The organism is Flavicella sp. IMCC45668, from assembly GCF_057219105.1.
Genome location: NZ_CM170114.1, coordinates 1,271,973 through 1,293,151, shown reverse-complemented (window position 1 = coordinate 1,293,151; position 21,179 = coordinate 1,271,973). Strand labels below are relative to the sequence as shown.

Here is a 21,179-nt window from a genome sequence, read left to right as displayed (position 1 = left end):
ATTTTTCTAACACTATATTGATAATCAATGAATAACTGTTTTAATAGCTTTTTCGAAGGCTGTTACTAAAGATATAATCAGTACTTATACGACATAATTTAACAAAAGCATAATTAAAATAGTTGTGAAAGCATTTCGTAATACCTAATAAAGTACCTATTTTTGCAAGGTTTCACATTATAAACAAACAGATTTAAGATTTGACGACTTCTACATCTAAAAAAAATACAGGGAAAGAGTTATACGATTATCAAAAAGAAGCTTTAAGGCAAATTTTTGGAAAAATTGAAAGTAACCCAGAGAGTTATAATTTAGTTTATCAATTACCAACAGGTGGTGGTAAAACGGTAATTTTTTCTGAAATAGCGCGACGTTATATTGAGGAAACAGGAAAGAAAGTTTTGATTTTAACTCATAGAATTGAGTTATGTAATCAGACTTCAAGAATGTTGACTGAATTTGATGTTAAAAATAAAATAATTAACAGTAACGTAAAAGAACTGCATGATCAAGACGAATACATGTGTTTTGTTGCGATGGTAGAAACTTTAAAGAATCGTTTGAATGACGACAAATTAGAGTTGGATCAGATTGGATTGGTTATTATTGATGAGGCTCATTATAATTCCTTTAGAAAGTTATTTAAATATTTTGAAAACTGTTTTATTTTAGGAGTTACGGCAACACCGTTAAGTTCTAATATGAAATTGCCGATGAATGAAATTTACAATGAATTGTTAGTTGGAGAACCGGTTCAATCATTGGTAGATAGAGGTTTCTTAGCTAAAGCTACAACGTACACGTATGACGTTGCTTTGGGAACCTTAAAAGTTGGTATTAATGGAGATTATACCGTTAAGTCGTCAGAAGAGCTGTATTCAAATAACTTGATGCAGGAAAAGTTACTTTATGCTTATGAAGAGAAGTCCTTGGGTAAAAAAACATTGATTTTTAACAATGGTATAAACACATCTTTACATGTTTATGAAACTTTTAAGGCAGAGGGGTATGATGTAATGCACTTGGATAACACGAATTCTAAGCAAGAGAGAGAATATATTTTGAAATGGTTTAAGGAAACTCCAAATGCCATTTTAACATCAGTTGGGATTTTAACAACTGGATTTGATGAACCGTCGGTTGAAACTATTATCTTAAATAGAGCAACAAAATCAATTACTTTATACTATCAGATGATTGGTAGGGGATCTCGTGTAATTGGGGATAAAAAAGATTTTACGGTATTAGACTTAGGTAATAATGCTGCTAGATTTGGTTTATGGGGAACTCCTTTAGATTGGAGAAAAATATTTAGCTCACCGTTATACTATTTAGATAACTTAATTGGAGATGAGGATATAGAACGTAATTTTACCTATACGATGCCTCCAGAGATTAGAGCGGAGTTTCCGAATTCAACGGATTTTTACTTTAATGTAAAAGAGGAATACGATAAAGCTATTAAGATGAATATTAAATCTAAGGTAGTGTTGGATAAATCTATAGAACAGCATTGTAAGTTATGTGTAGAGAATAGTGAAGATGTTTTTGATGCACGTATTCTTTCTAGATTGTTACAAGATGATATTTCAGATAGAATTAAAAAATATTCTTATTGTATTATAAAAAGTACCAAAAACTATATTCAATGGTTAGAGGATGATTATAAGAGAAGATTAAGCACTATGATTAACCAAAGTTTTTCATAGTAAGTAATAAAAAAAGGCTAACAGAAATGTTAGCCTTTTTTTATTTGTTTAATTTTTTATTAATCTTGTTTTAAAGAACCTTCTTGAAGTGCTTTGTAGTTTTCATGACAGTCCAAAATGGCCTCTACAACTTGCAAGTCACTAGCAGTTCTAATAAAATATTCTGAGTAGTTACAATCGTCCAATAGTTCTTGAAGTTGTTTCTCATTCATATCTAAATATTCCATCATAACCTCTCTATCAAACTTCTGACCTAAAATCTCTCTCAACTCATCTTCATCCTTCAGTTTTTTTAGCTTTTTAAGGGATTTTGGTTTTTTTCCAAACATATTATACATAAAATCTACTGGATGGAAAACAGCTGCATTTAAAGAAGTGAAACTTTTGGGAGTTGGTTTTCCAGTCTCATAAGTTTGCGCTAATCCATTGATATGAATTCTTGTGTATTTGTCTTTAGGAACTTGTTTGATATCCACTTCTAAGACACCAATCAAATTGTGTGTTTTTACAGTCACCTCTCCAATTTCATCAGCCTTTTCGTATAGGGTAATCGATAGCTCATTTCCCTTAAGTAAATCATTTGTGATTTTAAGTTTTATAGATTGATATCCAATATAGGAAATCATGATTGTGTCATTAACGGTAGCAGGAATACTAAACTGACCATCAAAATTGGTAGTTGTACCACGGACAGAGTTTAAGTTTAATATATGAGAACCACCTAAAGGCTCTTTGGATTTTCCATCTAAAATAACACCATTCAAATCGACAGATTTCTGAGTTTCTTGAGAATACCCGAAAAAGCTAATTAAAGTAGCCAAAAGGAATGTTATAACAATTTTTTGCATCTTACAAGTATACTAATTATCAAAAGAAATGTTGTTAAAAAATTTAGAAATTACGCATCGTTAAAAAACCATGTTGAGATTTATTTAGTCTGATGAAGAGTAATTGAGTTGTTGTGCACACAAGAAGACTCGAACTTCCACGTCCTTACGGACACGAGCCCCTCAAGCCCGCGCGTCTACCAATTCCGCCATGTGTGCATTTAATTGTGTATTGCAATCGGATGCAAATATAGGAATGTAACTAAGACTAAAAAAGGTTCTTATAAAAATAAATTTAGGATTATTAAAAAAAATAGACCCTTAGAAATAGAAGTACGATATTTATTTTTTTTGTTTAAAATAAAATTAGGTCTTTTTGATATTAAAATTTTTTAGTGAGTTCAAATAGGAAAAATCAAGAAATTATTTTTCAGTTAAATTAATGAAAAAATAATCTTTGATTTCTAGCGTGAATTTATGGAGTAAGAGTTTTTTAGGAGAATTTTAAACAAAAAAAAGACTAAGTGAAAACTTAGTCTTTTTGTTTTATGTGACCGGGCTGGGGCTCGAACCCAGGACCCTCTCCTTAAAAGGGAGATGCTCTACCAACTGAGCTACCAGGTCATGCAATGCGATATTGCGAGTGCAAATATACCTCCATATTTTAATTCTGCAAGAAAATTAGAGTACTTTTTTAAGCTTTTTTTTTCAAGAAATGTAAGCCTAATAGAATCAGTAAAATAGAATGGAATAAAATATTTTTTTTAAAATATTTATGCATTCAAGACTTAAATTAAGTAAGCAATTGCCGAATCTTCTTTAAATTCTACCTTGATATGCTCTTTAAGAGAAGTAGATAAAGAGATTCCTTTAAAATCTGCTTTTACTGGATATTTTTTGTGATTTCTATTAACTAACACCGCCGTTTTGAATCTTACCAATGATACCTCTAAAAAGTGCTTAACTCCGTAGATTAATGTGGAGCCAGAATTTAGAACATCGTCAACTAAAACTAAAGACTTGTTTTCATAACCTTCTTTAGGAATTGAAGTAGTAACTTCTTCTCTCGGATTTTTTTTGTTGATGTTCACTTCACATAGACTTATTTTAAGTTCAGATATTTCTTCTAGTATTTGTTGAATTCGAGTAGCAAAGATGTAGCCGTTACCACAAATACCTGCAAGAATAACTTCTTTCTCATTTACATTATTTTCTAAAATTTGATACGCAATTCTTCGCGTTTTATGAACGATTTGGTCGTTGGTGAGGATACTATTGTCTGTCATTATTGTTGTTGTTGTTTCTTTATGGTATAATTTTTTATTTGAAAAAGAGTGGCTACTCATCATCGTCGTTGTCTTCAATATCCATTAAAAACGGATCTTCATAATATTCATCGATATCTCTTCTATCTTTTTTAGTTGGCCTTCCTACACCTTTTTTACGATAATAATCTTTAGAGTATTTAAGTAATTCTTGTGCATCAAATTCTTCTTTAGGTGTCGTGTCTTTTCTGTATAAGTCAACCAATTTTGCACCCATTCTGTTTTTGGGGATATCTAAAACTTCTATCTGATAATTTATTTGGTTTTTACGAATGCTAATTTTTTCTCCAATATAAACATCCTTCGCTGGTTTAACATTGGCGCCATTTATTTTTATATGTCCCTTTTTACAGGCCTCCGTAGCAAGAGATCTTGTTTTATAGTATCGTACTGTCCACAGGTATTTATCAATTCTCATTCAAAAAGTTAAAATGTTACTATATACTTTTAACAAAGATAGGAAAATTGTACATTGCGACTTTTAAAAATAAGTACTTCAATTCACTAAAAATGAATAAAAATATTCTTTTAAGCTTTATTATTATAGCTTCGATTATCATTGTTTCTTGTAAAAAAGATGATAATCAAATTGAGATTCCTCCGTTTGATCATGAGGCTCAGATATCTATAGATCAAGATTCAATAGATCTATACTTAGCGAATCATTATTACAATACCAAAGACAGCGTTTTTTGGACTATTGGTACAGGAAGTGAAGCCACTGGAGCATTGCCTATAGTGGATCAGTTACCTTTAAATTTAGATACTAATTTAGACTCTATTGAGGGCATTGATGCAAATGGAACTGTTGCGGATTATAAAATGTATTATTACGAGATTGCTGCAGGAATTGATACAGGTAATGAAGGTTATTCTAGCCCATCTCCTGTAGATTCTGTTTTTGTGAAATATGCAGGTACGTTATTGGATAGCACCGTGTTTGATTCTAGAGAAGATTACCCTATTTGGTTTATGTTACCGAATACAATTCAAGGATGGGCAAGAGGATTACCTAAATTTAAAAGAGGAACTTTTGAAACGGATACAGATGATGATTTTATTTTTCATAATTCAGGAAAAGGGTATTTAATTATGCCTTCAGGTTTAGGATACCAAAATGGAGGTACTGCATTGATTCCGGCAAATTCGCCATTGATTTTTAGAATTGAATTGAATGATGTAAAATTAATCGATACAGATCTAGATATGGTTCCAACGAAATTTGAAATTAATTATGATCTCGCCGGTAATATAACCACGTATAATACAGATGGTGATACAAAAGATGATTTTGAGGATGTAGATGATAATAATGATTTTAATCTTACTAAAGATCAGGTGCTCTTGGAATTCCCGGATGTTGATGCTCGAGGGAATGTAGAATTTTCTTATGAAACAGATGAAAACGGACAGCAGCAAATAGTGAGTCCAACGGGTGGAACACCTCAATATAAAGTATTATAGAATTAGTTTCAGGACATAGAAAAAGCCAGACAATTTGTCTGGCTTTTTTTATTTATTAGGTATTCTTTTTAAAATTTCTAAAAAGAATTTCCAAAACTTTTGTGTGGATTTGATATTCACTTTTTCATCTGGGGAGTGTGCACCTCTGATGGTTGGACCAAATGAAATCATTTCCATATTGGGATAATGCGTACCAAGTATTCCGCATTCTAAACCTGCATGACAAGCCATTACATGAGGTTCTTCATTAAAAAGATGTTTGTATGTGTCTTGTAAAACAGCACATATTTCTGTGTTAGGGTTAGGCTCCCAACCCGGATAATTCCCAGAAACAGTCGTTTTATAGTTGGCGAGTTCAAAAACGCTTTCAATACTGTTTACTAAGTTTTGTTTTCCTGATTCAGAGAAAGATCTTGTTAGACAGGCTATCTCAATATTTCCATTTGCTACAGAGATACGAGCTACATTATTAGAAGTCTCAACCAATTCCGGGATTTTTGAATTCATGGAAAACACCCCGTTATGAATTGCCGAAATAACTTGTAATAACTGTTTTTGAAGGTCTTGTGGTATTCCTTTTTTAGTGCTCTCGGTTTTGACAAAATCTATTTTTAAGTTTTTTTCTTGAAGTTGGAATTCTAATACAATTGTTGCTTGTATGAGAGTAAAAGCTTTTTCAAGATTAGAAAAATCAGAATTATTTACACGGATTAATGCTTTTGCCTCTCTAGGTATCGCGTTTCTAAGGTTTCCGCCATGTAACTGAATAAGATTAAAATCAATACACTTATCAAGATAAAGCAATACTCTGTTAAGTAATTTATTAGCATTTCCCAATCCCTTGTGGATATCCATTCCTGAATGACCACCATTCAATCCAGAGATCGAAATTTCAACAGAAATATCCTTATCACTTACTATTTCGGTATAATCTGACGTTCCAGTGATATCAATTCCACCAGCGCAACCAATTGATATTTCATCATCGTCCTCCGTATCAAGATTCAATAAAATATCTCCAGATAGAAATCCCGGTTGTAGTTCCATAGCTCCGGTCATTCCTGTTTCTTCATCAATTGTGAATAAAGCCTCAATCGCAGGATGTTCAATGGTAGTAGAAGAAAGTACGCTCATAATAGCAGCGACACCGATACCATTATCAGCCCCTAAGGTTGTTCCTAGGGCGTGAATCCATCCATTAGTAATTTCCATTTTGATTCCCTCTTTATCAAAATCAAAACTAGTAGCATCGTTTTTTTGATGTACCATGTCTAAATGAGATTGTAATACTATTGTTTTTTTGTTTTCAAAACCTTTTGTCGCAGGTTTTTTGATCAAAACGTTTTGGATAGCATCTACTTTTGTTTCTAAACCTAATTTTTCTCCAAAGGCTACCATAAAAGCAACAATGCGTTCTTCTTTTTTAGAGGGTCTTGGAATGGCATTAAGGTCGGAAAAATGATTCCATAAAACTTTAGGCTCTGTATTTCTGATTTCTGTGTGCATGGAGATTGGTTTTATTACATTTCTAAGATTATTGAATCAAGCGGCTTTCTAACTTTTTTCAAATCTGCCATGTAATCATCCTTGGCACGTTTTCCAACCGGTAATAGCAGAACTGATTTTAAATTGTGTTTTTCTAAATTTAAAACTTCATCAAATTTTTCTGGGTTGAACCCTTCCATAGGACAACTGTCAATTTTTTGTGTCGCACATACCGTTAATAGGTTTCCAAGTGCAATATAAGCTTGAGATTTAGCTGCCTTTAACAGTTCTTCTTGTTCGGTCTTTTCATATGTTCCTGTTAAATAATCCTTAAACGGGGCAAGGATTTCATCAGGTGTATTTCTGACTTTTTTTACCAATTTGAAATAATTCTCTACATCTTCTACAGTAGATTCTTTTTGAATACAGATCACAAATAAATGTGAAGCATCAGCCACTTGTCTTTGACCATAGGCATGAGACACAAGTGTTTCTCTAAGTTCTTTATTTTGAATCACAATTAATTTTATTGGTTGTAAACCAAAAGAAGTTGCCGTTAAATTGAAAGATTCTTTTAATATATCTAACTGATCAGGGCTAAGTTGAAAATCCGAATCAAATTTTTTAGTAGCATATCGCCATTGTAGGCTTTCTAGAATATCCATTCTTTATATTTTTTTAGACTACAAAAATAAGTCAATCTAATTTTAGATTATAAAATTATTTACCAATATAGATTTTATTAATTTATGCTTCTATCAATCTAAGTTATAATAATGTGGATGTTTTTTTCTAACTTAAATAAAAAAAACTATGAAAAGAATGGAAGCTACACTATCTAATGTTCCCATAAATGAAGATTTTTTATATTATTTATGGAAGTTTAAGTTATTTGAATTTAATGAATTAGAGACGATCAATAAACAAAAAATTGCCATTATTTCAATAGGGACATTCAATCAAAATAGTGGTCCAGATTTTTTGAATGGATTAATGGAAATTGATGGACAAAAATGGGCTGGGAATGTTGAGTTTCATGTGAAGTCTTCTGACTGGTATGTTCACGGTCATGAAAGCGATAAAAATTATGATACTGTTATTTTGCATGTAGTTTGGGAATATAATGTTCCGGTGTTTTATTCTAATCAAACAGAGATACCTACAGTACAACTGAAAGATTATGTAAATGCTACAATATTAAATAGGTATTATGAACTGTTCTCTCAGCAGAAGAAATGGATTTTATGTGAGAACAAAATAGGCAATACAGATTCCTTTATTATGTCGAGTTGGTTAAATCGACTATATTTTGAACGTCTTGAACAAAAATATGACGTAATATTAGAACTGTTAAAAACGAATAAAAACGATTGGGAAGCAGTTTTGTTTTTGTTGCTTTCTAGGTGTTTTGGTATGAAGATAAATGCAGATTCATTTTTTAGTTTAGCAAAATCAATAAATTTTAAATTGATACGAAAATATAGAAATGAAGAGGGAATTTTGGAAGCACTTCTTTTTGGCCAAGCAGGATTTTTAGAGGAAGAGATAGAAGACGGCTACTTTCTAAAGATGAAAAGCGAATATCAATTTTTAAAAAGAAAACATAATTTGTACCCAATGAATAAGGAGCAGTTTTTGTTTTTCAGATTGAGACCTAATAATTTTCCAAGTATAAGAATTTCTCAATTGGTAAAATTATATGAAGCTCAGACTCATTTATTTTCTGAATTGATTGCGTGTGATACGTTAGAAGATTATTATCAGCTTTTGACAACAGAAACATCAAGTTATTGGAAAAATCATTATGTGTTTGGCAAGATGTCTGCTGAGAAAAAGAAAAATATATCCAAAAAATTCATCGATTTGTTACTTATAAACGTGATCATTCCGATCCAATATGCCTACAGGAAATATAATTTTGAACATGAATTTAATGATTTGGAAAATTTAATTTCTTCTATAAAGCAAGAAAATAATTCGGTCATCAATCTATTTATAGAAAAAGGAGTTTCTGTTACATCTGCAATGGATAGTCAAGCATTACTAGAGTTAAAAAATAATTATTGTGATTTAAAAAAGTGTTTGAATTGCACAATAGGTCTTCAAATATTAAAGAATAATTGTTAATGAAGATACACTAAAAATACATTTGGTTTTCTTTAACATATTGAAAATGTCATTTCACTTTTGAAATACTCCATTTCACATTATTCATCTTATTTAGGTTTTCAAATGAATCTACATTTGTCCTATACTAATCATATAAAAATTAATAAGATGAAAAATTTAATAAAAAGTACCAAAACGATTTTGTTAGCTATGTTAACAGTAGGATTTTTAGCTTCGTGTAATGATGATACGAGTGAAACAGGACCTGTAGAACCTCAGGATCCGATTGAGGTAACTTTAGGTTTTGAGGGATATACATTAACTCCAGAACCGCAAGGACAACGTAAGGTAGCGAAAACAGATGATTCGAATATCCCGCATATTTATCAAACGCAAGGATATACTGTTGAAATTACAGGTGGTGTTTCCAACGGAAAAGTCGTATTTTCAGGAGTAGATTTAGCAGCTCCAGAAGGACTATCATTCACTGCGGTAGGAGATGTTGATGTGAAGGTGTTTCATCCTAATTTTAATGAATCCGACGTTACAGAAGAAGCTTATTATGGTACGGAAAATCAAACCATAACATATGGTACAGCTGAAGCATTAATTAAAACGAACTTAGTGCAAGGTTTTGTTATCGTAACTGAAGGGGATGGCGCAGAGAATGTAATTACAGGTGTAGATGTTAATACAATTCAAGGAAAGGTAAAGGATATCCCTTATTATTCTGCATCTGCTAATTTTGTGGTAAATGTTTATACTACAGGACAAGATTTGACAGGTACTGCAGCGAATACTATAGGAGCAGGGGTAAGGTTTACTGTAGATTCCAATGGACAATTAATTAAGTTTGAGTTGCCAGAATTTGGAAACCCAGATGATGGAGATTTGACTCCGATTGTTCCAACAAAATAATCGATAAGTGATATTGAAAAAAGGCAACAATTTATTGTTGCCTTTTTTTTGTTCAATATTTTGCAGTTATAGAAACACTTTGATTTAATCAAAGTTTAGTGAATACTGTTGTGTTTATAGCGTAAGGAGGTGATGTTTTTATTCGGAAAATTATTAGGAATCTATACGTGGCATAAAATGGTTTTTCCTTAAATCACAAAAAAGACATTTTAGTATTAAAATATTCCATCTCACTTAAAACTTTTTAAATAGGGGATCAAATGAGTATACATTTGTCCTATACTAATCATATAAAAATTAATAAGATGAAAAATTTAATAAAGAAAACTAAAACCGTTTTATTAGCAATGTTAACAGTAGGATTCTTAGCATCATGTAATGATGATACAAGTGAAACAGGTCCTGTAGAACCTCAAGATCCTATTGAGGTAAATTTAGGGTTTGAGGGGTATACATTAACTCCAGAACCAGAAGGACAACGTAAGGTTGCAAAAACAGATGATTCCAATATCCCGCATATTTATCAAACGCAAGGATATACAGTTGAAATCTCGGGAGGAGTTTCTAACGGTACAGTAATTTTTACGGATATCGATTTAGCTTCAGAGGAAGGGATTTCATTTACTGCCGTAGGAGATGTTAATGTAAAAGTGTACCATCCAGATTTCAATGAGATAGCAGTTACAGAACAAGCTTATTATGGAACTGAGAATCAAGAGATACTATATGGTACTTCTGAAACTTTGATTAAAACAAAGCTGGTTCAAGGTTTTGTTATTGTAACAGAGGGAGATGGTGCTGAAAATGTAATTACAGGTTTGGATGTTAATACCATTCAAGGGAAATCTAAAGACATACCATATTATTCTGCGGACGCAAGTTTTGTAGTAAATGTATACACTACAGGTCAAGATTTAACAGGTACTGCAACCAACACAATAGGAGCAGGAGTTAGATTTACCGTAGATTCAAATGGACAGTTGATAGAGTTTGAATTGCCAGAGTTTGGTGATCCAGAAGATGGAGATTTGACGCCTCAATAATTAAATAATAATTTTAAAAAAAGGCAGCAAAGTAACGCTGCCTTTTTTATTAACGAGGGAAGTGGAGTTACTTTAAAAAATTAAAAGTTATTTCAGACATTAATAAAGATACTTCATGTAGAAATTTCCCTAACCAGGAAAAATCAAAACTACATTTGATATTAATCAAAACAGATAATTATGAAAGCAATAAAATATCTAGTACTGACTGCAATGTCAGTAATCGTTTTAGGAATGTTGTCTTCATGTAGTGATAGTACTTTAGAAGAAGAAACACCCGTAGAACCGCAAGAACCACGTATGATTCATTTAGGTTTTGATGGATTGGTTTTAACTCCAAATGCAAAAGGTGTTGCTGCAAAAACAGAGGATTTGCATACCTATGTAACGGATGGTTATAATATTCAAATAACAGGAGGGATAGCTCCAGAAGATTCCTATTTGACAGAGGTGGATTTGACTCAAGGACTCACCTTAGAGGTCACAGGTGATATCGTAATGACCGTATCTCATCCAAGATTTTACAGTAACAATGTACTTCAGGAGGCTTTTTACGGTATTCAATCGTATACGGTTCCTACAGGAAGTTCTGACCATAATATTGTCCCTTTGGAGCTAGTTCAAGGTTTTGTGATGGTAACATCTGATGAATTAGCGGAGCCTTTAATTACATCTATAAAAATTTTGGGGCAACCTGCGGAGTTAGATGTTGTTTATTATTTGGATACACCAGTGGTTGATGTTCTTGTTGAAACAGATGGTTATGGAACATTAAGAGGAGAACATAATACAGAATTGGGTGAAGGGGTCCAGTATAATGTAACTATCTCAGGGGATGGTATAGAGTTTACTTTTCCTGAGTTTGGAGATCCTGGTGATGGAGTATGGGGACCCGGTTTATAAGAATATGAAAAGGAGAAATTATGAAAGCTATTATAAAATTACTTTTTGTTGCATTTATTTTGGTTTTAATAGGTTGTCAGGATAATGACGCTGAAATGGAGCCAGAAAATCCAGAAACAGCACGTTATGTATATGTGTCTTTTAATGTGCCATATATGTCATCTAATAATGATGTTACAGCCAAAAATATGCATAACTATATAACTCATGGTTATACAGTAAATTTTACAGGAGAGATTTCAGAAGAGTTTGAAATAGTTACGAATGTAAATATGAACGAGCCTTTAAAAATAGGAGTTTCAGGAGATGTTGTGATTTCTGTAGTTCATCCTGATTATGATAAATCAGGAATTTCTAAAAAAGCATTTTTTTCAGTTGAAGAAGTACCGTTGGCAACAGAAATACAAGACGAATTAACAGTGGATTTGAACTTTACACAGGGTTATGTACTGGTTAATACAGAGGAAGACTTTGATTTTAATAAGTATAGTTTGACCATAAATGACATAGCAGCAGAGTTTAATACTACTTACTATTTGACTGATCAGATATTGATTAGTAAAATTTCATATCTAGGTATGTCAGTAGAAATTGGTAATACTAATATCATAGGTGATGGTTATGTGCATTATGCGTTTGAGGATGAAGAGGGGAATTTGAATTTTATGTAAAGTAATGAGCTTGTTGGGGCAAATAATAGTTTAACTATAAGAGAGCTAACTAAAGAAGTTGATATCGTTATAAATTGTTTTGATGAATCTAAGAAACTAATAAAACCTCAAGATTACTTCTCGAGGTTTTTTAAAAATGAAGCCATGAAAAATTTAATAAAATTTAAATTCATTTCAAGAATATTAGTTGTATTGGTGTTTGTTTTACAGTCTTGTAATCAAGTAGATGATTTTGAAGACGGGAATATGGAGCCAAGTCTACCTGTTAAAAATATTGAAATAGGTTTTGGGTTAGAGCTGGAGTCCTTGAAGGATAACCTTAGGGCAGGATTGAAAAATGCTATTGTTCATAATTACGAAAAACAAGGCTATAAAGTGATTGTTGAAGGTGGAATTGTTGGAGGGAATCAGGTTTTTAAGCATGTTGATTTGAATCAGAAATTAGAAATAGAAATAAGAGGCCCCATTCAAGTTACAGTATTGCATCTTGGGTATAAAGAAGATCAGCTTCAAAAATCTGCTTATTTTGGAACTGTTTCTCAGGAAATAAATCCTATCGAAGGACAAAACAATATTGTGACATTAGATCTAGTACAGGGGTATGTTTCGGTAACAACAGCAAGTTTTATTGAAGGATTTATTGATTATGTGAAAATAAATAATCAAGATGTTGATTTTAATTCCGTCTATTATCTAGGAGCATCTGAAGAAAAAGTGCAGGTGGATTTAAAAGTTTTTGGGAGAGTTTTAAAAGGACAACATACTAACATTCTAGGTGATGGAATGGTTTATGATCTTACTGTTTCAGATATCATTGGAAATAATCATCAAAAGAAACAATATTATTCCTTTGATGATTTAAAATTAGAGCAGCTTCACGTTAAATCATTTTAAGAATTTCTATAGTTTGGAAGAAAAGGAAAAACTTTTAGGACTGTTAAATGTCAGTTTAGTGAGTTATTTGGTTGTTTTACCATAATTCTAATTTAGCTCAAGCTTATTGCTGTTACCTTTAAAGTATAATTCGTGAGAAATGAAAAATTTAGTTCTAACAATTTTTGTCTGCTCTTTGACTCTGGTTTCATGTAATAAAGAAAATTCAGAAGTAAATATTGTAGAGAAAGGAGAATTTAAGGAAACAGAGTTGCAATTTGTTTTACCAAAAAAGAATCATTCGATTGATGAAGATGATGAGTTGAATTTTCAAGACTATGTGACGGATGGCTATAAAATTCATATCAGTGGAGCTATTCATCCAAGTCATAAAAATTTTACTGAAATAGATTTAATGCAAACGTTAAGGGTAAAATCTAATGGAGCTATAGTTGTAACTGTTGTACATCCAGATTTTGAACCCAATGAGTTAACAACAAAATCGTATTATGGAATTGATGAAGTAGATTTACTTATTAATCAAGAAGTATTGCATGAAGTTGAAATGGACTTTGTTCAAGGAAGAGTTGTTGTGTTGGCAGATGAAAATTTGGACGATTCGATTGAGGAAGTAAACATATTAGGTAAGTCGGCAATTTTTGATGTAACCTATTACACGGCTTCAGAAATGATAGAAGTTGAAATTATTACTAAAGAAGGAAGTTTTAAAAACGAGCATGCAAATATGTTGGGAGAAGAAACACATTATGTTTTGAACTCCTTAGAAGAAGGTCTTTTAATTGAAGATTATTAAGAGAATAATATTTTAATTAAACTGATTCTAACCAAATAATAACCATAAAATAGATTTGAAGTTTTGAATTTATTTTGAAAAATTAAATATTATGAAAACAATAATTGACAAAGGACTAAGATTTTTAGTATATACCTTGCTATCAGTTGCTATTGTTTCCTGTAATGATACAAGTGACTTGGAAGAAGGAGTTCCACCAACGAGCAACGAACCTTATGAAATAACGCTTGGTTTTGGTTTGACGCTTCAGCCGGGTAAGGATATGGATATTATCCATAATTATGAGAAAACAGGATATAAAGTAGATATAAAAAATAATCTCGTAAATGGTGATTTACGATTAGAAGATGTTGATTTGACTCAGCCCATTATTCTTGAAGTAACAGGACCTGTTGAGGTAACGGTTAAGCATCCAGATTTTAAAAAGAAAAAATTAGGAGAAGTCGCTTATTATGGGTTGGATAAAGTGGATGTAGAGACTGCTCCTGGTACTGGTGTAGTTCAAGTTCCTCTTGAATTGATTCAGGGGTATGTTGCGGTGGAAGCGAACGGAATTATGGAAAGTTTTATCGAAAAAGTAAAGATAGGGAACGATGAAGTGGAGTTAAATACCATTTATTATACGGATGAAACAAAAAAAGATATTAAAGTAGAAGTTGAGGTTTTTGAAAATGAAATTAGAGGAGAACATCAAAACGTAATTGGAGAAGGGGTTGTCTATGAAGTAACATTTTTTGATGCTATTGGAGGCTCTCAATCACAAAAAAATATAAATTTTGAAGATGTTGTTTTCAATATGGAAAGAATAATAGAGTAAAAAATGTCAGTTCGACTTTAGAACAAAAAAAGGTCACCTATTTAGATAGGTGACCTTTTTTTATTTTAAGAGAATAGTTCTTAGAACAATTCTGGGAATTCTGTCGGATTTACCTCATGCATAATGGCATAAGCTGCCTCAAAAATATCTTCTTTAGATGGTTTTGAGAAATAATCACCATCACTTCCGTATGCTGGTCTATGTGCTTTAGCGCTAAGTGTGGCTGGTTTACTATCTAAATAATTGTAAGCATTTTGTTCGTCTAAGACCTTTTGAAGGATATATGCAGAGGCACCTCCCGGTACATCCTCATCAACAATTAGCAAGCGGTTTGTTTTTTTAACACTTTTAGAAATATCATGATTGATGTCAAAAGGCATTAATGATTGTGCATCAATAATTTCAATGTCAATTCCGGCCTGTAATAAATCTAATGCAGTCTCTTCTACTATTCTTAAGGTAGAGCCATAGGATACAATCGTAATGTCAGCTCCTTGCTTAATAGTTTCAACATAGCCAATAGGAGTTGTAAATTCACCTAGATTATTAGGTAAGTTTTCTTTTAGTCTGTAACCATTTAAATTTTCTATAACAATGGCAGGTTCATCACATTTAAGCAGTGTATTGTAAAAACCAGCGGCTTTAGTCATATTTCTAGGTACGAGTAAATGGACACCTCTTAACGTTCCTAAAATCATAGACATTGGAGAACCTGAATGCCAGATTCCTTCTAACCTGTGTCCTCTAGTTCGGATGATTAAAGGTGCTTTTTGTTTACCAAAAGTTCTGTATCGTAAACAGGCTAAATCATCACTTAAAGTTTGAATGGTATAGATTAAATAATCTAAATACTGAATTTCTGCAATAGGTCTTAAACCTCTTAAGGCCATTCCTATACCTTGTCCAATAATGGTAGATTCTCTAATTCCAGTATCTGTTACTCTATCTTCGCCAAATTTATCTTGTAGGCTTTCTAACCCTTGGTTTACATCACCAATTTTACCAGAATCTTCTCCAAAAATAAATACATCTGGATGTTTCTGTAAGATGGCATCAAAATTATCTCTAATAATAATTCTTGCATCTACTTCAGGAATTTCTTCAGCGTATTTTGCAGGAATTTCATTAATAGTACTAACCCCGTTTCCGGTATCATTATAAAGTTTTGTGCTATATCTATCTTGAGTGATTTGTTTGTTTTTTACCAACCAAGCTTGTAGTGCTTCTTTTTCTTCTGAATTTTCTAGTCGAAGAAATTGAGCTGCTTTTCTGGCGGTGGAGTAGATGTCTTTTCTTGAAGGTTCTTTGGTTGCAGCGAGTTCATTCCTCATTTTGATGATGAAATTTTTGTTCGCACTCACTAACGAAACAGCGTCAAGAAGTTGTACTAGTTCTTTTTGTTCCTTGTTTAAAGGTTCAAGAAAAGCCTTCCAAGCATCTTTTTTACCTTGAAGAACTTCCTTTTTTGCTCGTTTTTCAATTGCTTCTAATTCCGAGTTGTTTTGAATGATTCGTAAAACTCCATTTGGTGTTTCTAATTCAAATTCTTGAATCCATTCTTTAAATTTTTTATTACAGTCAAAATCAGCTTCCCACTTCAGACGTTCTTTACTTTTGTATCTTTCGTGTGATCCAGAAGAAGAATGTCCCTGAGGTTGTGTTAATTCTTGAACATGAATTAAAACAGGTACATGCTCTTTTCTTGAAATCTCTGCCGCCTTGCTATAAGTGTCTATCAGCTGCACATAGTCCCAGCCATCAACACGCATAATTTCAAGACCCTTATTTTTCTTGTCTCTTTGAAAGCCCTGTAAGACTTCAGAAATGTTTTCCTTTGTTGTTTGATATTTGGCATGCACAGAAATTCCATATTCGTCATCCCAAACACTTGTAACCATTGGAATCTGTAATACCCCTGAAGCGTTTATAGCTTCAAAAAAGTGACCTTCACTAGTACTTGCATTTCCGATGGTTCCCCAACCAATTTCATTTCCGTTATTAGAGAATTTTTCATAACCTGATTTCAAACTATCCACATTTCTGTATAACTTCGAAGCATATGCTAGCCCAACAAGTCTAGGCATTTGTGCAGCAGTACAAGATACATCAGAACTTGTGTTATATTGTTTTGTTTGATCTTTCCAATCTCCATTTTCATCAACAATATGGGTAGCAAAATGACCTCCCATTTGCCTACCAGCAGAAAACGGCTCATGATCAATATCGGTATGAGCATACAAACCCGCAAAAAATTGGCGAGGACTAAACTCACCCAATGCCATCATAAAGGTTTGATCTCTATAATAACCAGATCTCCAATCTCCTTTTTTAAAGGCTTTGGCCATTGCTATTTGAGGCAATTCTTTACCGTCGCCAAAAATTCCAAATTTGGCTTTACCTGTAAGTACTTCTTTTCTACCTAATAAACTGCATTCTCTACTAAGAACTGCGATATAGTAGTCCTGTAGAATCTCAGCTTTAAATTGTTCAAAAGATAAATTTTGTGAGGTAGTTTCAGATGTGGTAGAGGTCATACAAATAGCTTTGTTTGGTATTGCAAAGATACTGTTTTTCTATGGAATTTAAAAAGTGGTTTAGCTTCTGTAAATGAGGTGTTAAGGAGTTTTAGTAGTTGTCATTCTATTGATAAATGGAAATCCACTTTACAAAAATCCTCTACGTACAGAGTTGAATATTTTTAAAGGTTCAAGTACAAAGGTAAAACGGATTTTACTAAAGTAATCATTGTTCATTTCCCAACCATTATTCGAGTATACCGGTAGGTATAATTCAAATATTTCGTGCATAAAATTAAATCGTATACCAGATTCATAGCCCAAAAACAGCGGGGTGTTTCTGCTTTTTAGTAATCCGACATCATTGTATATTTCAAGCCATTCCCATACGTTAAAACTCGTATTAAAAGTGGAAATCCATTGGTTTGCAAATTTTTGGTGATCTTCTTTAAAAAAGGATTTAAATCCTCCTTCTGCAATGATGTATTGTTGGTATAAAAATCCAGCATCTTCTTCACGTCCAAACATATTGTACTCGAACAAGTAATCTTGAGGTTTACTGAGACCATAGCTAAAATAGTTTGAGTCAGGGTCTGTACTATTGCCTATAAAAACACCCGTATACCATCTAAAGTCTAATTGTCTATTGCTATCTGTTAATTTTCGATAACGAATGTCAGCAGAAACTTTATTAAAAAAAGTTGCAAATTCCATACTGGTAGTAAAACGAAAGTCATTTATTATCTCAGGTCGTGAATAGCTGTACGTAAGTTTTACTAAATTATATTTGTCTTCGTTTGATTTTTCAATTCCTGGTGCAATTTCTTTATCGATTATATGGTATTTTATTCTTAAAAAATTATTTCCTGGAACACGAAGCGATTTTCTATTGAAAAAAATAGTTGCACTTGGGTTAAAAGTGCTGTATCGATAATCTCTATCATAATGAAAACTGCTACCATTTATGGCAAATGTGTATTTATAAATTGTTTTGTTTTCTGGATAATGATTATACGAAAAACCAAAACCACCGGAGGTGTTGTTACTTTTAAAACTATAGGTGGGTACAAGGCTATATTCAAAAGTTTTAGGAAGTATTGCTTTGTTATGAAACTGGACTCCTAAAATTAATCCATCATAGTAATTATAGCCTACTCGCGGCTTGTAAAAAATTTGAGTATAATATGGATCATCAATGTCCTTAATTAATTTAAACTGTAAGGGTCTTTCAAAAAGTTTAGGGTTTACATTTTTCCAATTATCTCGTTGATTGAATTCTGGGTATAAATATTCGTAATTTAAAGATACTTTGTCAAAATCTCCTTTTTTGATACTTACGATTTTAGTTGAGTCCACATCAGGAATCCATTTTTTCCATTTGATTTGTTTGTTCTTTACACCATATAAAGCAACTGGAGCTGTTATGTTTCTTTTGTTTTTTATGGTTATATAAACGGAGTCATTGTCTTGTTTGACTTTTTTTATAGTGTAATTTATTTTTTTCTTAGAGTTTAGAAAATCACCAAAAAACCAGTCCAAATCTTTATCAGTGTTCTTTGTTAATATTTGTCTGAATAAATCCGTAGAGTTGGTTTTGAATTTATCTTTTTCAATGAATTCTTTTAAGCTAGTTTTGAAAACGTTTTTTTCTAGATAATTATCAAGGTAGCGTAACCCTAAACCCGCTTTATAGCTATTGATTGTCTTTCTGTTAAAATTGGAAAGCGAGTCAATACGGGTAGTTAATGATTGGTCTAAATTTCTTCGCGCACTAAATTGATACATAAATGGATATTTTGCGTTAAAATCCATTTTTGTTAAGTTTAATGTTCTGATACCCCATATCTCAGAAAGGTTCCCTAAAATCTTTGCTTCGGGATAGAATTCTTGACAATATTCCATTAACAAATAAATTTCAATTCCTTCGGGTAACCAATAATCTTCATTTTTATTGACGATAACCATTTCCTCGACCATTTTTCTGCTCAAAGCCTTGAAAAATTCGATATCCCATTTAAAAACATCAGAAAAGTCACTTAAAAATTTAGGAACATCCAAACCATAGGCTCTATTTTTAAATGCAGATTCTCGATCAACCATTATTTTTTTGTGGGGAAATTTGCCAAGAAATTTTTCAATAAATTCAATTTCTCGGTTTATTACACTTTTTTTAATCGCAGTAGGTAATTTTTTATCTTCAATATTAGAAATAACCTTTATATGATCGGTTTGGTAAACAGGATAGCTTTTTTCTTTTGTAATGTTTAGCTGGATATCCACTCTGTTTTTACCTTTAAGATTGTATATAGCAAGGTTTTTAGAATAGGTTTTAGTACTGTATAAATCTGTATTAACATGATAGGGGATTGGTACATGAATTTTTAAATCATAATCCATGGCTTCCATATACATATGGTCTACATCTTTATTGTTGTAAGCTTTCCAATTGCCGTTTTCATTTACTGCAGGTACCAAATACCAATACCTTAAAATATAATCGTTTAGATAGTCTTTTCCGTAACCCGTAAACTTATTGCTCGGTATTTTAACCTTGTAATTAGCTGTTAGTATTAAAGAGTCGTTCGGTTGTAATGTTTTGTTTAGAAGAACCTCAACAAGTTCCCTAGTGCCCTTATAGTCTTGAAAATTGGTGGGTTTGAAATTAATAGAAAGTCTTCTTATTTCTGAGTTACCTCGTTCAATGGAGTCTGCAAAATATAACGACTTTTTAAAGCTTTCTAACATTCGTTTTGTTAGAACTGTGTTTCTGTCAATAAAACTATTTGGCCAGTTATGTAAAACTAAATTATGTAAAGGCTTGCCACTTTTATTGACATAGGTTATTTTCTGTTGGATAGCCAATTGATCTACATCAGGAAGCAGTAAAGCTTTGATTTCGATTTTGGAATTTTGGGCATATCCAACAGAAATTACAACTGATAAAAAAATAAAGAATGATACTATTTTCCGCACAGTTTTTTTAAAAATTAAAAGTTTGGTTTCAAACTATATTTAGAATAGAATTTATTAAGGTGATCTATAGCCTCATCTGCAGTATCAACAATCCTAAATAAATTTAAGTCTTCCTTGCTTATTGTTGCGTTTTCTTCAAGAAGTACCTTTTTTATCCAATCTATAATACCGCTCCAAAAACTAGAATCGACAAGTATAATAGGAAAGCGACCTATTTTTTTAGTTTGAATCAGTGTAATGGCTTCAAATAATTCATCTAAAGTCCCCATTCCACCAGGCATTACAATAAAACCTTGAGAATATTTTACGAACATTACCTTTCTAACAAAGAAATAATCAAAATCTAAGCTCATTCCTTTGCTTATAAATGGATTGTCATTTTGTTCAAATGGAAGCTCAATGTTCAGACCTACAGAAGTTCCGTTACCTCTATGAGCTCCTTTGTTTCCAGCCTCCATAATTCCGGGTCCGCCTCCAGTAATAACTCCATAGCCGTTTTGTGTTAATTTATATCCAATTTCCTCTGCAAGGATGTAATGCTTGTGATCTGGCTTAGTCCTTGCTGATCCAAAGATACTTACAGATGGTCCTATACGGCTCAAACGCTCATATCCATCAACAAATTCAGCCATTACTTTAAAAATTGCCCAGGAATCATTTGTTTTAATTTCATTCCATGTTTTGGGCGTGAATCGATCTCTTATCTTTCTATCTTCGTTTGGGCTCATATTT

18 protein-coding genes and 2 tRNA genes are annotated in these 21,179 nt (G+C 32.2%); 10 read left to right on the top strand and 10 right to left on the bottom strand.

Features of this window, described 5'->3' with window-relative positions; all coding sequences use genetic code 11:
- Positions 1-200: 200 nt before the first annotated feature.
- Positions 201-1,709, top strand: a complete 1,509-nt coding sequence (locus AC2DZ0_RS05835; protein WP_484492080.1) for a DEAD/DEAH box helicase — start codon at positions 201-203, stop codon at positions 1,707-1,709.
- Positions 1,710-1,768: 59 nt separating this feature from the next.
- On the opposite strand, the gene AC2DZ0_RS05830 is transcribed toward AC2DZ0_RS05835, so the two are convergent.
- From AC2DZ0_RS05830 to AC2DZ0_RS05810, 5 genes are all read right to left on the bottom strand, one after another.
- Positions 1,769-2,557, bottom strand: a complete 789-nt coding sequence (locus AC2DZ0_RS05830) for a carboxypeptidase-like regulatory domain-containing protein (RefSeq protein ID WP_484644284.1) — start codon at positions 2,555-2,557, stop codon at positions 1,769-1,771.
- Positions 2,558-2,671: 114 nt separating this feature from the next.
- Positions 2,672-2,755: transfer RNA gene (locus AC2DZ0_RS05825), tRNA-Leu, on the bottom strand.
- Between the two features lie 332 nt (positions 2,756-3,087).
- Positions 3,088-3,160 (bottom strand) — tRNA-Lys (locus AC2DZ0_RS05820).
- 164 nt (positions 3,161-3,324) lie between these two features.
- Complete coding sequence (locus AC2DZ0_RS05815) at positions 3,325-3,822, bottom strand: phosphoribosyltransferase family protein (protein WP_484644282.1); 498 nt, start codon at positions 3,820-3,822, stop codon at positions 3,325-3,327.
- Between the two features lie 52 nt (positions 3,823-3,874).
- Positions 3,875-4,279, bottom strand: a complete 405-nt coding sequence (locus tag AC2DZ0_RS05810; RefSeq protein WP_484644280.1) for an RNA-binding S4 domain-containing protein — start codon at positions 4,277-4,279, stop codon at positions 3,875-3,877.
- A 92-nt stretch (positions 4,280-4,371) separates the two neighbouring features.
- On the opposite strand from AC2DZ0_RS05810, the gene AC2DZ0_RS05805 reads away from it, so the two are divergent.
- Positions 4,372-5,325 carry an FKBP-type peptidyl-prolyl cis-trans isomerase gene (locus AC2DZ0_RS05805; protein ID WP_484644278.1) on the top strand — a complete coding sequence of 318 codons (954 nt, stop codon included), beginning with the start codon at positions 4,372-4,374 and terminating at the stop codon, positions 5,323-5,325.
- A 48-nt stretch (positions 5,326-5,373) separates the two neighbouring features.
- On the opposite strand, the gene AC2DZ0_RS05800 is transcribed toward AC2DZ0_RS05805, so the two are convergent.
- Together AC2DZ0_RS05800 and AC2DZ0_RS05795 are read right to left on the bottom strand one after the other, a co-directional pair.
- Entirely contained in the window at positions 5,374-6,831 is a 1,458-nt protein-coding gene (locus AC2DZ0_RS05800; protein ID WP_484644277.1) for an aminoacyl-histidine dipeptidase, read from the bottom strand.
- 14 nt (positions 6,832-6,845) lie between these two features.
- Entirely contained in the window at positions 6,846-7,475 is a 630-nt protein-coding gene (locus AC2DZ0_RS05795) for an NAD(P)H-dependent oxidoreductase (RefSeq protein ID WP_484644275.1), read from the bottom strand.
- Positions 7,476-7,623: 148 nt separating this feature from the next.
- Here AC2DZ0_RS05795 and AC2DZ0_RS05790 point away from each other — a divergent pair, with 148 nt between their 5' ends.
- From AC2DZ0_RS05790 to AC2DZ0_RS05755, 8 genes are all read left to right on the top strand, one after another.
- Positions 7,624-8,937, top strand: a complete 1,314-nt coding sequence (locus AC2DZ0_RS05790; RefSeq protein ID WP_484644273.1) for a DUF2851 family protein — start codon at positions 7,624-7,626, stop codon at positions 8,935-8,937.
- A gap of 150 nt (positions 8,938-9,087) precedes the next feature.
- Positions 9,088-9,837: a hypothetical protein gene (locus tag AC2DZ0_RS05785; protein WP_484644271.1), complete on the top strand. Its 750-nt coding sequence runs from the start codon at positions 9,088-9,090 to the stop codon at positions 9,835-9,837.
- Between the two features lie 305 nt (positions 9,838-10,142).
- Complete coding sequence (locus AC2DZ0_RS05780) at positions 10,143-10,880, top strand: hypothetical protein (protein ID WP_484492071.1); 738 nt, start codon at positions 10,143-10,145, stop codon at positions 10,878-10,880.
- 180 nt (positions 10,881-11,060) lie between these two features.
- A complete protein-coding gene (locus AC2DZ0_RS05775; protein ID WP_484644269.1) occupies positions 11,061-11,783 on the top strand; it encodes a hypothetical protein in 723 nt (240 codons plus the stop codon).
- Between the two features lie 20 nt (positions 11,784-11,803).
- A complete protein-coding gene (locus AC2DZ0_RS05770; RefSeq protein ID WP_484644267.1) occupies positions 11,804-12,454 on the top strand; it encodes a hypothetical protein in 651 nt (216 codons plus the stop codon).
- 144 nt (positions 12,455-12,598) lie between these two features.
- Positions 12,599-13,348, top strand: a complete 750-nt coding sequence (locus AC2DZ0_RS05765) for a hypothetical protein (RefSeq protein WP_484644266.1) — start codon at positions 12,599-12,601, stop codon at positions 13,346-13,348.
- 139 nt (positions 13,349-13,487) lie between these two features.
- Positions 13,488-14,141, top strand: coding sequence for a hypothetical protein (locus AC2DZ0_RS05760; protein ID WP_484644264.1), 654 nt, complete (start codon positions 13,488-13,490; stop codon positions 14,139-14,141).
- Between the two features lie 91 nt (positions 14,142-14,232).
- Positions 14,233-14,958, top strand: coding sequence for a hypothetical protein (locus AC2DZ0_RS05755; RefSeq protein WP_484644263.1), 726 nt, complete (start codon positions 14,233-14,235; stop codon positions 14,956-14,958).
- An 80-nt stretch (positions 14,959-15,038) separates the two neighbouring features.
- On the opposite strand, the gene AC2DZ0_RS05750 is transcribed toward AC2DZ0_RS05755, so the two are convergent.
- The 3 genes from AC2DZ0_RS05750 to AC2DZ0_RS05740 form a co-directional block, all read right to left on the bottom strand.
- Positions 15,039-17,492 carry an alpha-ketoacid dehydrogenase subunit alpha/beta gene (locus AC2DZ0_RS05750; protein ID WP_484644261.1) on the bottom strand — a complete coding sequence of 818 codons (2,454 nt, stop codon included), beginning with the start codon at positions 17,490-17,492 and terminating at the stop codon, positions 15,039-15,041.
- Positions 17,493-17,621: 129 nt separating this feature from the next.
- Positions 17,622-20,447, bottom strand: a complete 2,826-nt coding sequence (locus AC2DZ0_RS05745) for a gluzincin family metallopeptidase (RefSeq protein WP_484644259.1) — start codon at positions 20,445-20,447, stop codon at positions 17,622-17,624.
- Between the two features lie 14 nt (positions 20,448-20,461).
- Entirely contained in the window at positions 20,462-21,175 is a 714-nt protein-coding gene (locus AC2DZ0_RS05740) for an LOG family protein (RefSeq protein ID WP_484644257.1), read from the bottom strand.
- Positions 21,176-21,179: the final 4 nt, after the last annotated feature.

Excerpts from the sequence above, each read along its gene's own strand:
- AC2DZ0_RS05780 (WP_484492071.1), top strand. The coding sequence starts at position 10,143 with ATGAAAAATTTAATAAAGAAAACTAAAACCGTTTTATTAGCAATGTTA.
- AC2DZ0_RS05755 (WP_484644263.1), top strand. The coding sequence starts at position 14,233 with ATGAAAACAATAATTGACAAAGGACTAAGATTTTTAGTATATACCTTG.
- AC2DZ0_RS05775 (WP_484644269.1), top strand. The coding sequence starts at position 11,061 with ATGAAAGCAATAAAATATCTAGTACTGACTGCAATGTCAGTAATCGTT.
- AC2DZ0_RS05785 (WP_484644271.1), top strand. The coding sequence starts at position 9,088 with ATGAAAAATTTAATAAAAAGTACCAAAACGATTTTGTTAGCTATGTTA.
- AC2DZ0_RS05830 (WP_484644284.1), bottom strand. The coding sequence starts at position 2,557 with ATGCAAAAAATTGTTATAACATTCCTTTTGGCTACTTTAATTAGCTTT.
- AC2DZ0_RS05810 (WP_484644280.1), bottom strand. The coding sequence starts at position 4,279 with ATGAGAATTGATAAATACCTGTGGACAGTACGATACTATAAAACAAGA.
- AC2DZ0_RS05795 (WP_484644275.1), bottom strand. The coding sequence starts at position 7,475 with ATGGATATTCTAGAAAGCCTACAATGGCGATATGCTACTAAAAAATTT.
- AC2DZ0_RS05750 (WP_484644261.1), bottom strand. The coding sequence starts at position 17,492 with ATGACCTCTACCACATCTGAAACTACCTCACAAAATTTATCTTTTGAA.
- AC2DZ0_RS05800 (WP_484644277.1), bottom strand. The coding sequence starts at position 6,831 with ATGCACACAGAAATCAGAAATACAGAGCCTAAAGTTTTATGGAATCAT.
- AC2DZ0_RS05765 (WP_484644266.1), top strand. The coding sequence starts at position 12,599 with ATGAAAAATTTAATAAAATTTAAATTCATTTCAAGAATATTAGTTGTA.
- AC2DZ0_RS05760 (WP_484644264.1), top strand. The coding sequence starts at position 13,488 with ATGAAAAATTTAGTTCTAACAATTTTTGTCTGCTCTTTGACTCTGGTT.
- AC2DZ0_RS05740 (WP_484644257.1), bottom strand. The coding sequence starts at position 21,175 with ATGAGCCCAAACGAAGATAGAAAGATAAGAGATCGATTCACGCCCAAA.
- AC2DZ0_RS05770 (WP_484644267.1), top strand. The coding sequence starts at position 11,804 with ATGAAAGCTATTATAAAATTACTTTTTGTTGCATTTATTTTGGTTTTA.
- AC2DZ0_RS05790 (WP_484644273.1), top strand. The coding sequence starts at position 7,624 with ATGAAAAGAATGGAAGCTACACTATCTAATGTTCCCATAAATGAAGAT.
- AC2DZ0_RS05805 (WP_484644278.1), top strand. The coding sequence starts at position 4,372 with ATGAATAAAAATATTCTTTTAAGCTTTATTATTATAGCTTCGATTATC.
- AC2DZ0_RS05815 (WP_484644282.1), bottom strand. The coding sequence starts at position 3,822 with ATGACAGACAATAGTATCCTCACCAACGACCAAATCGTTCATAAAACG.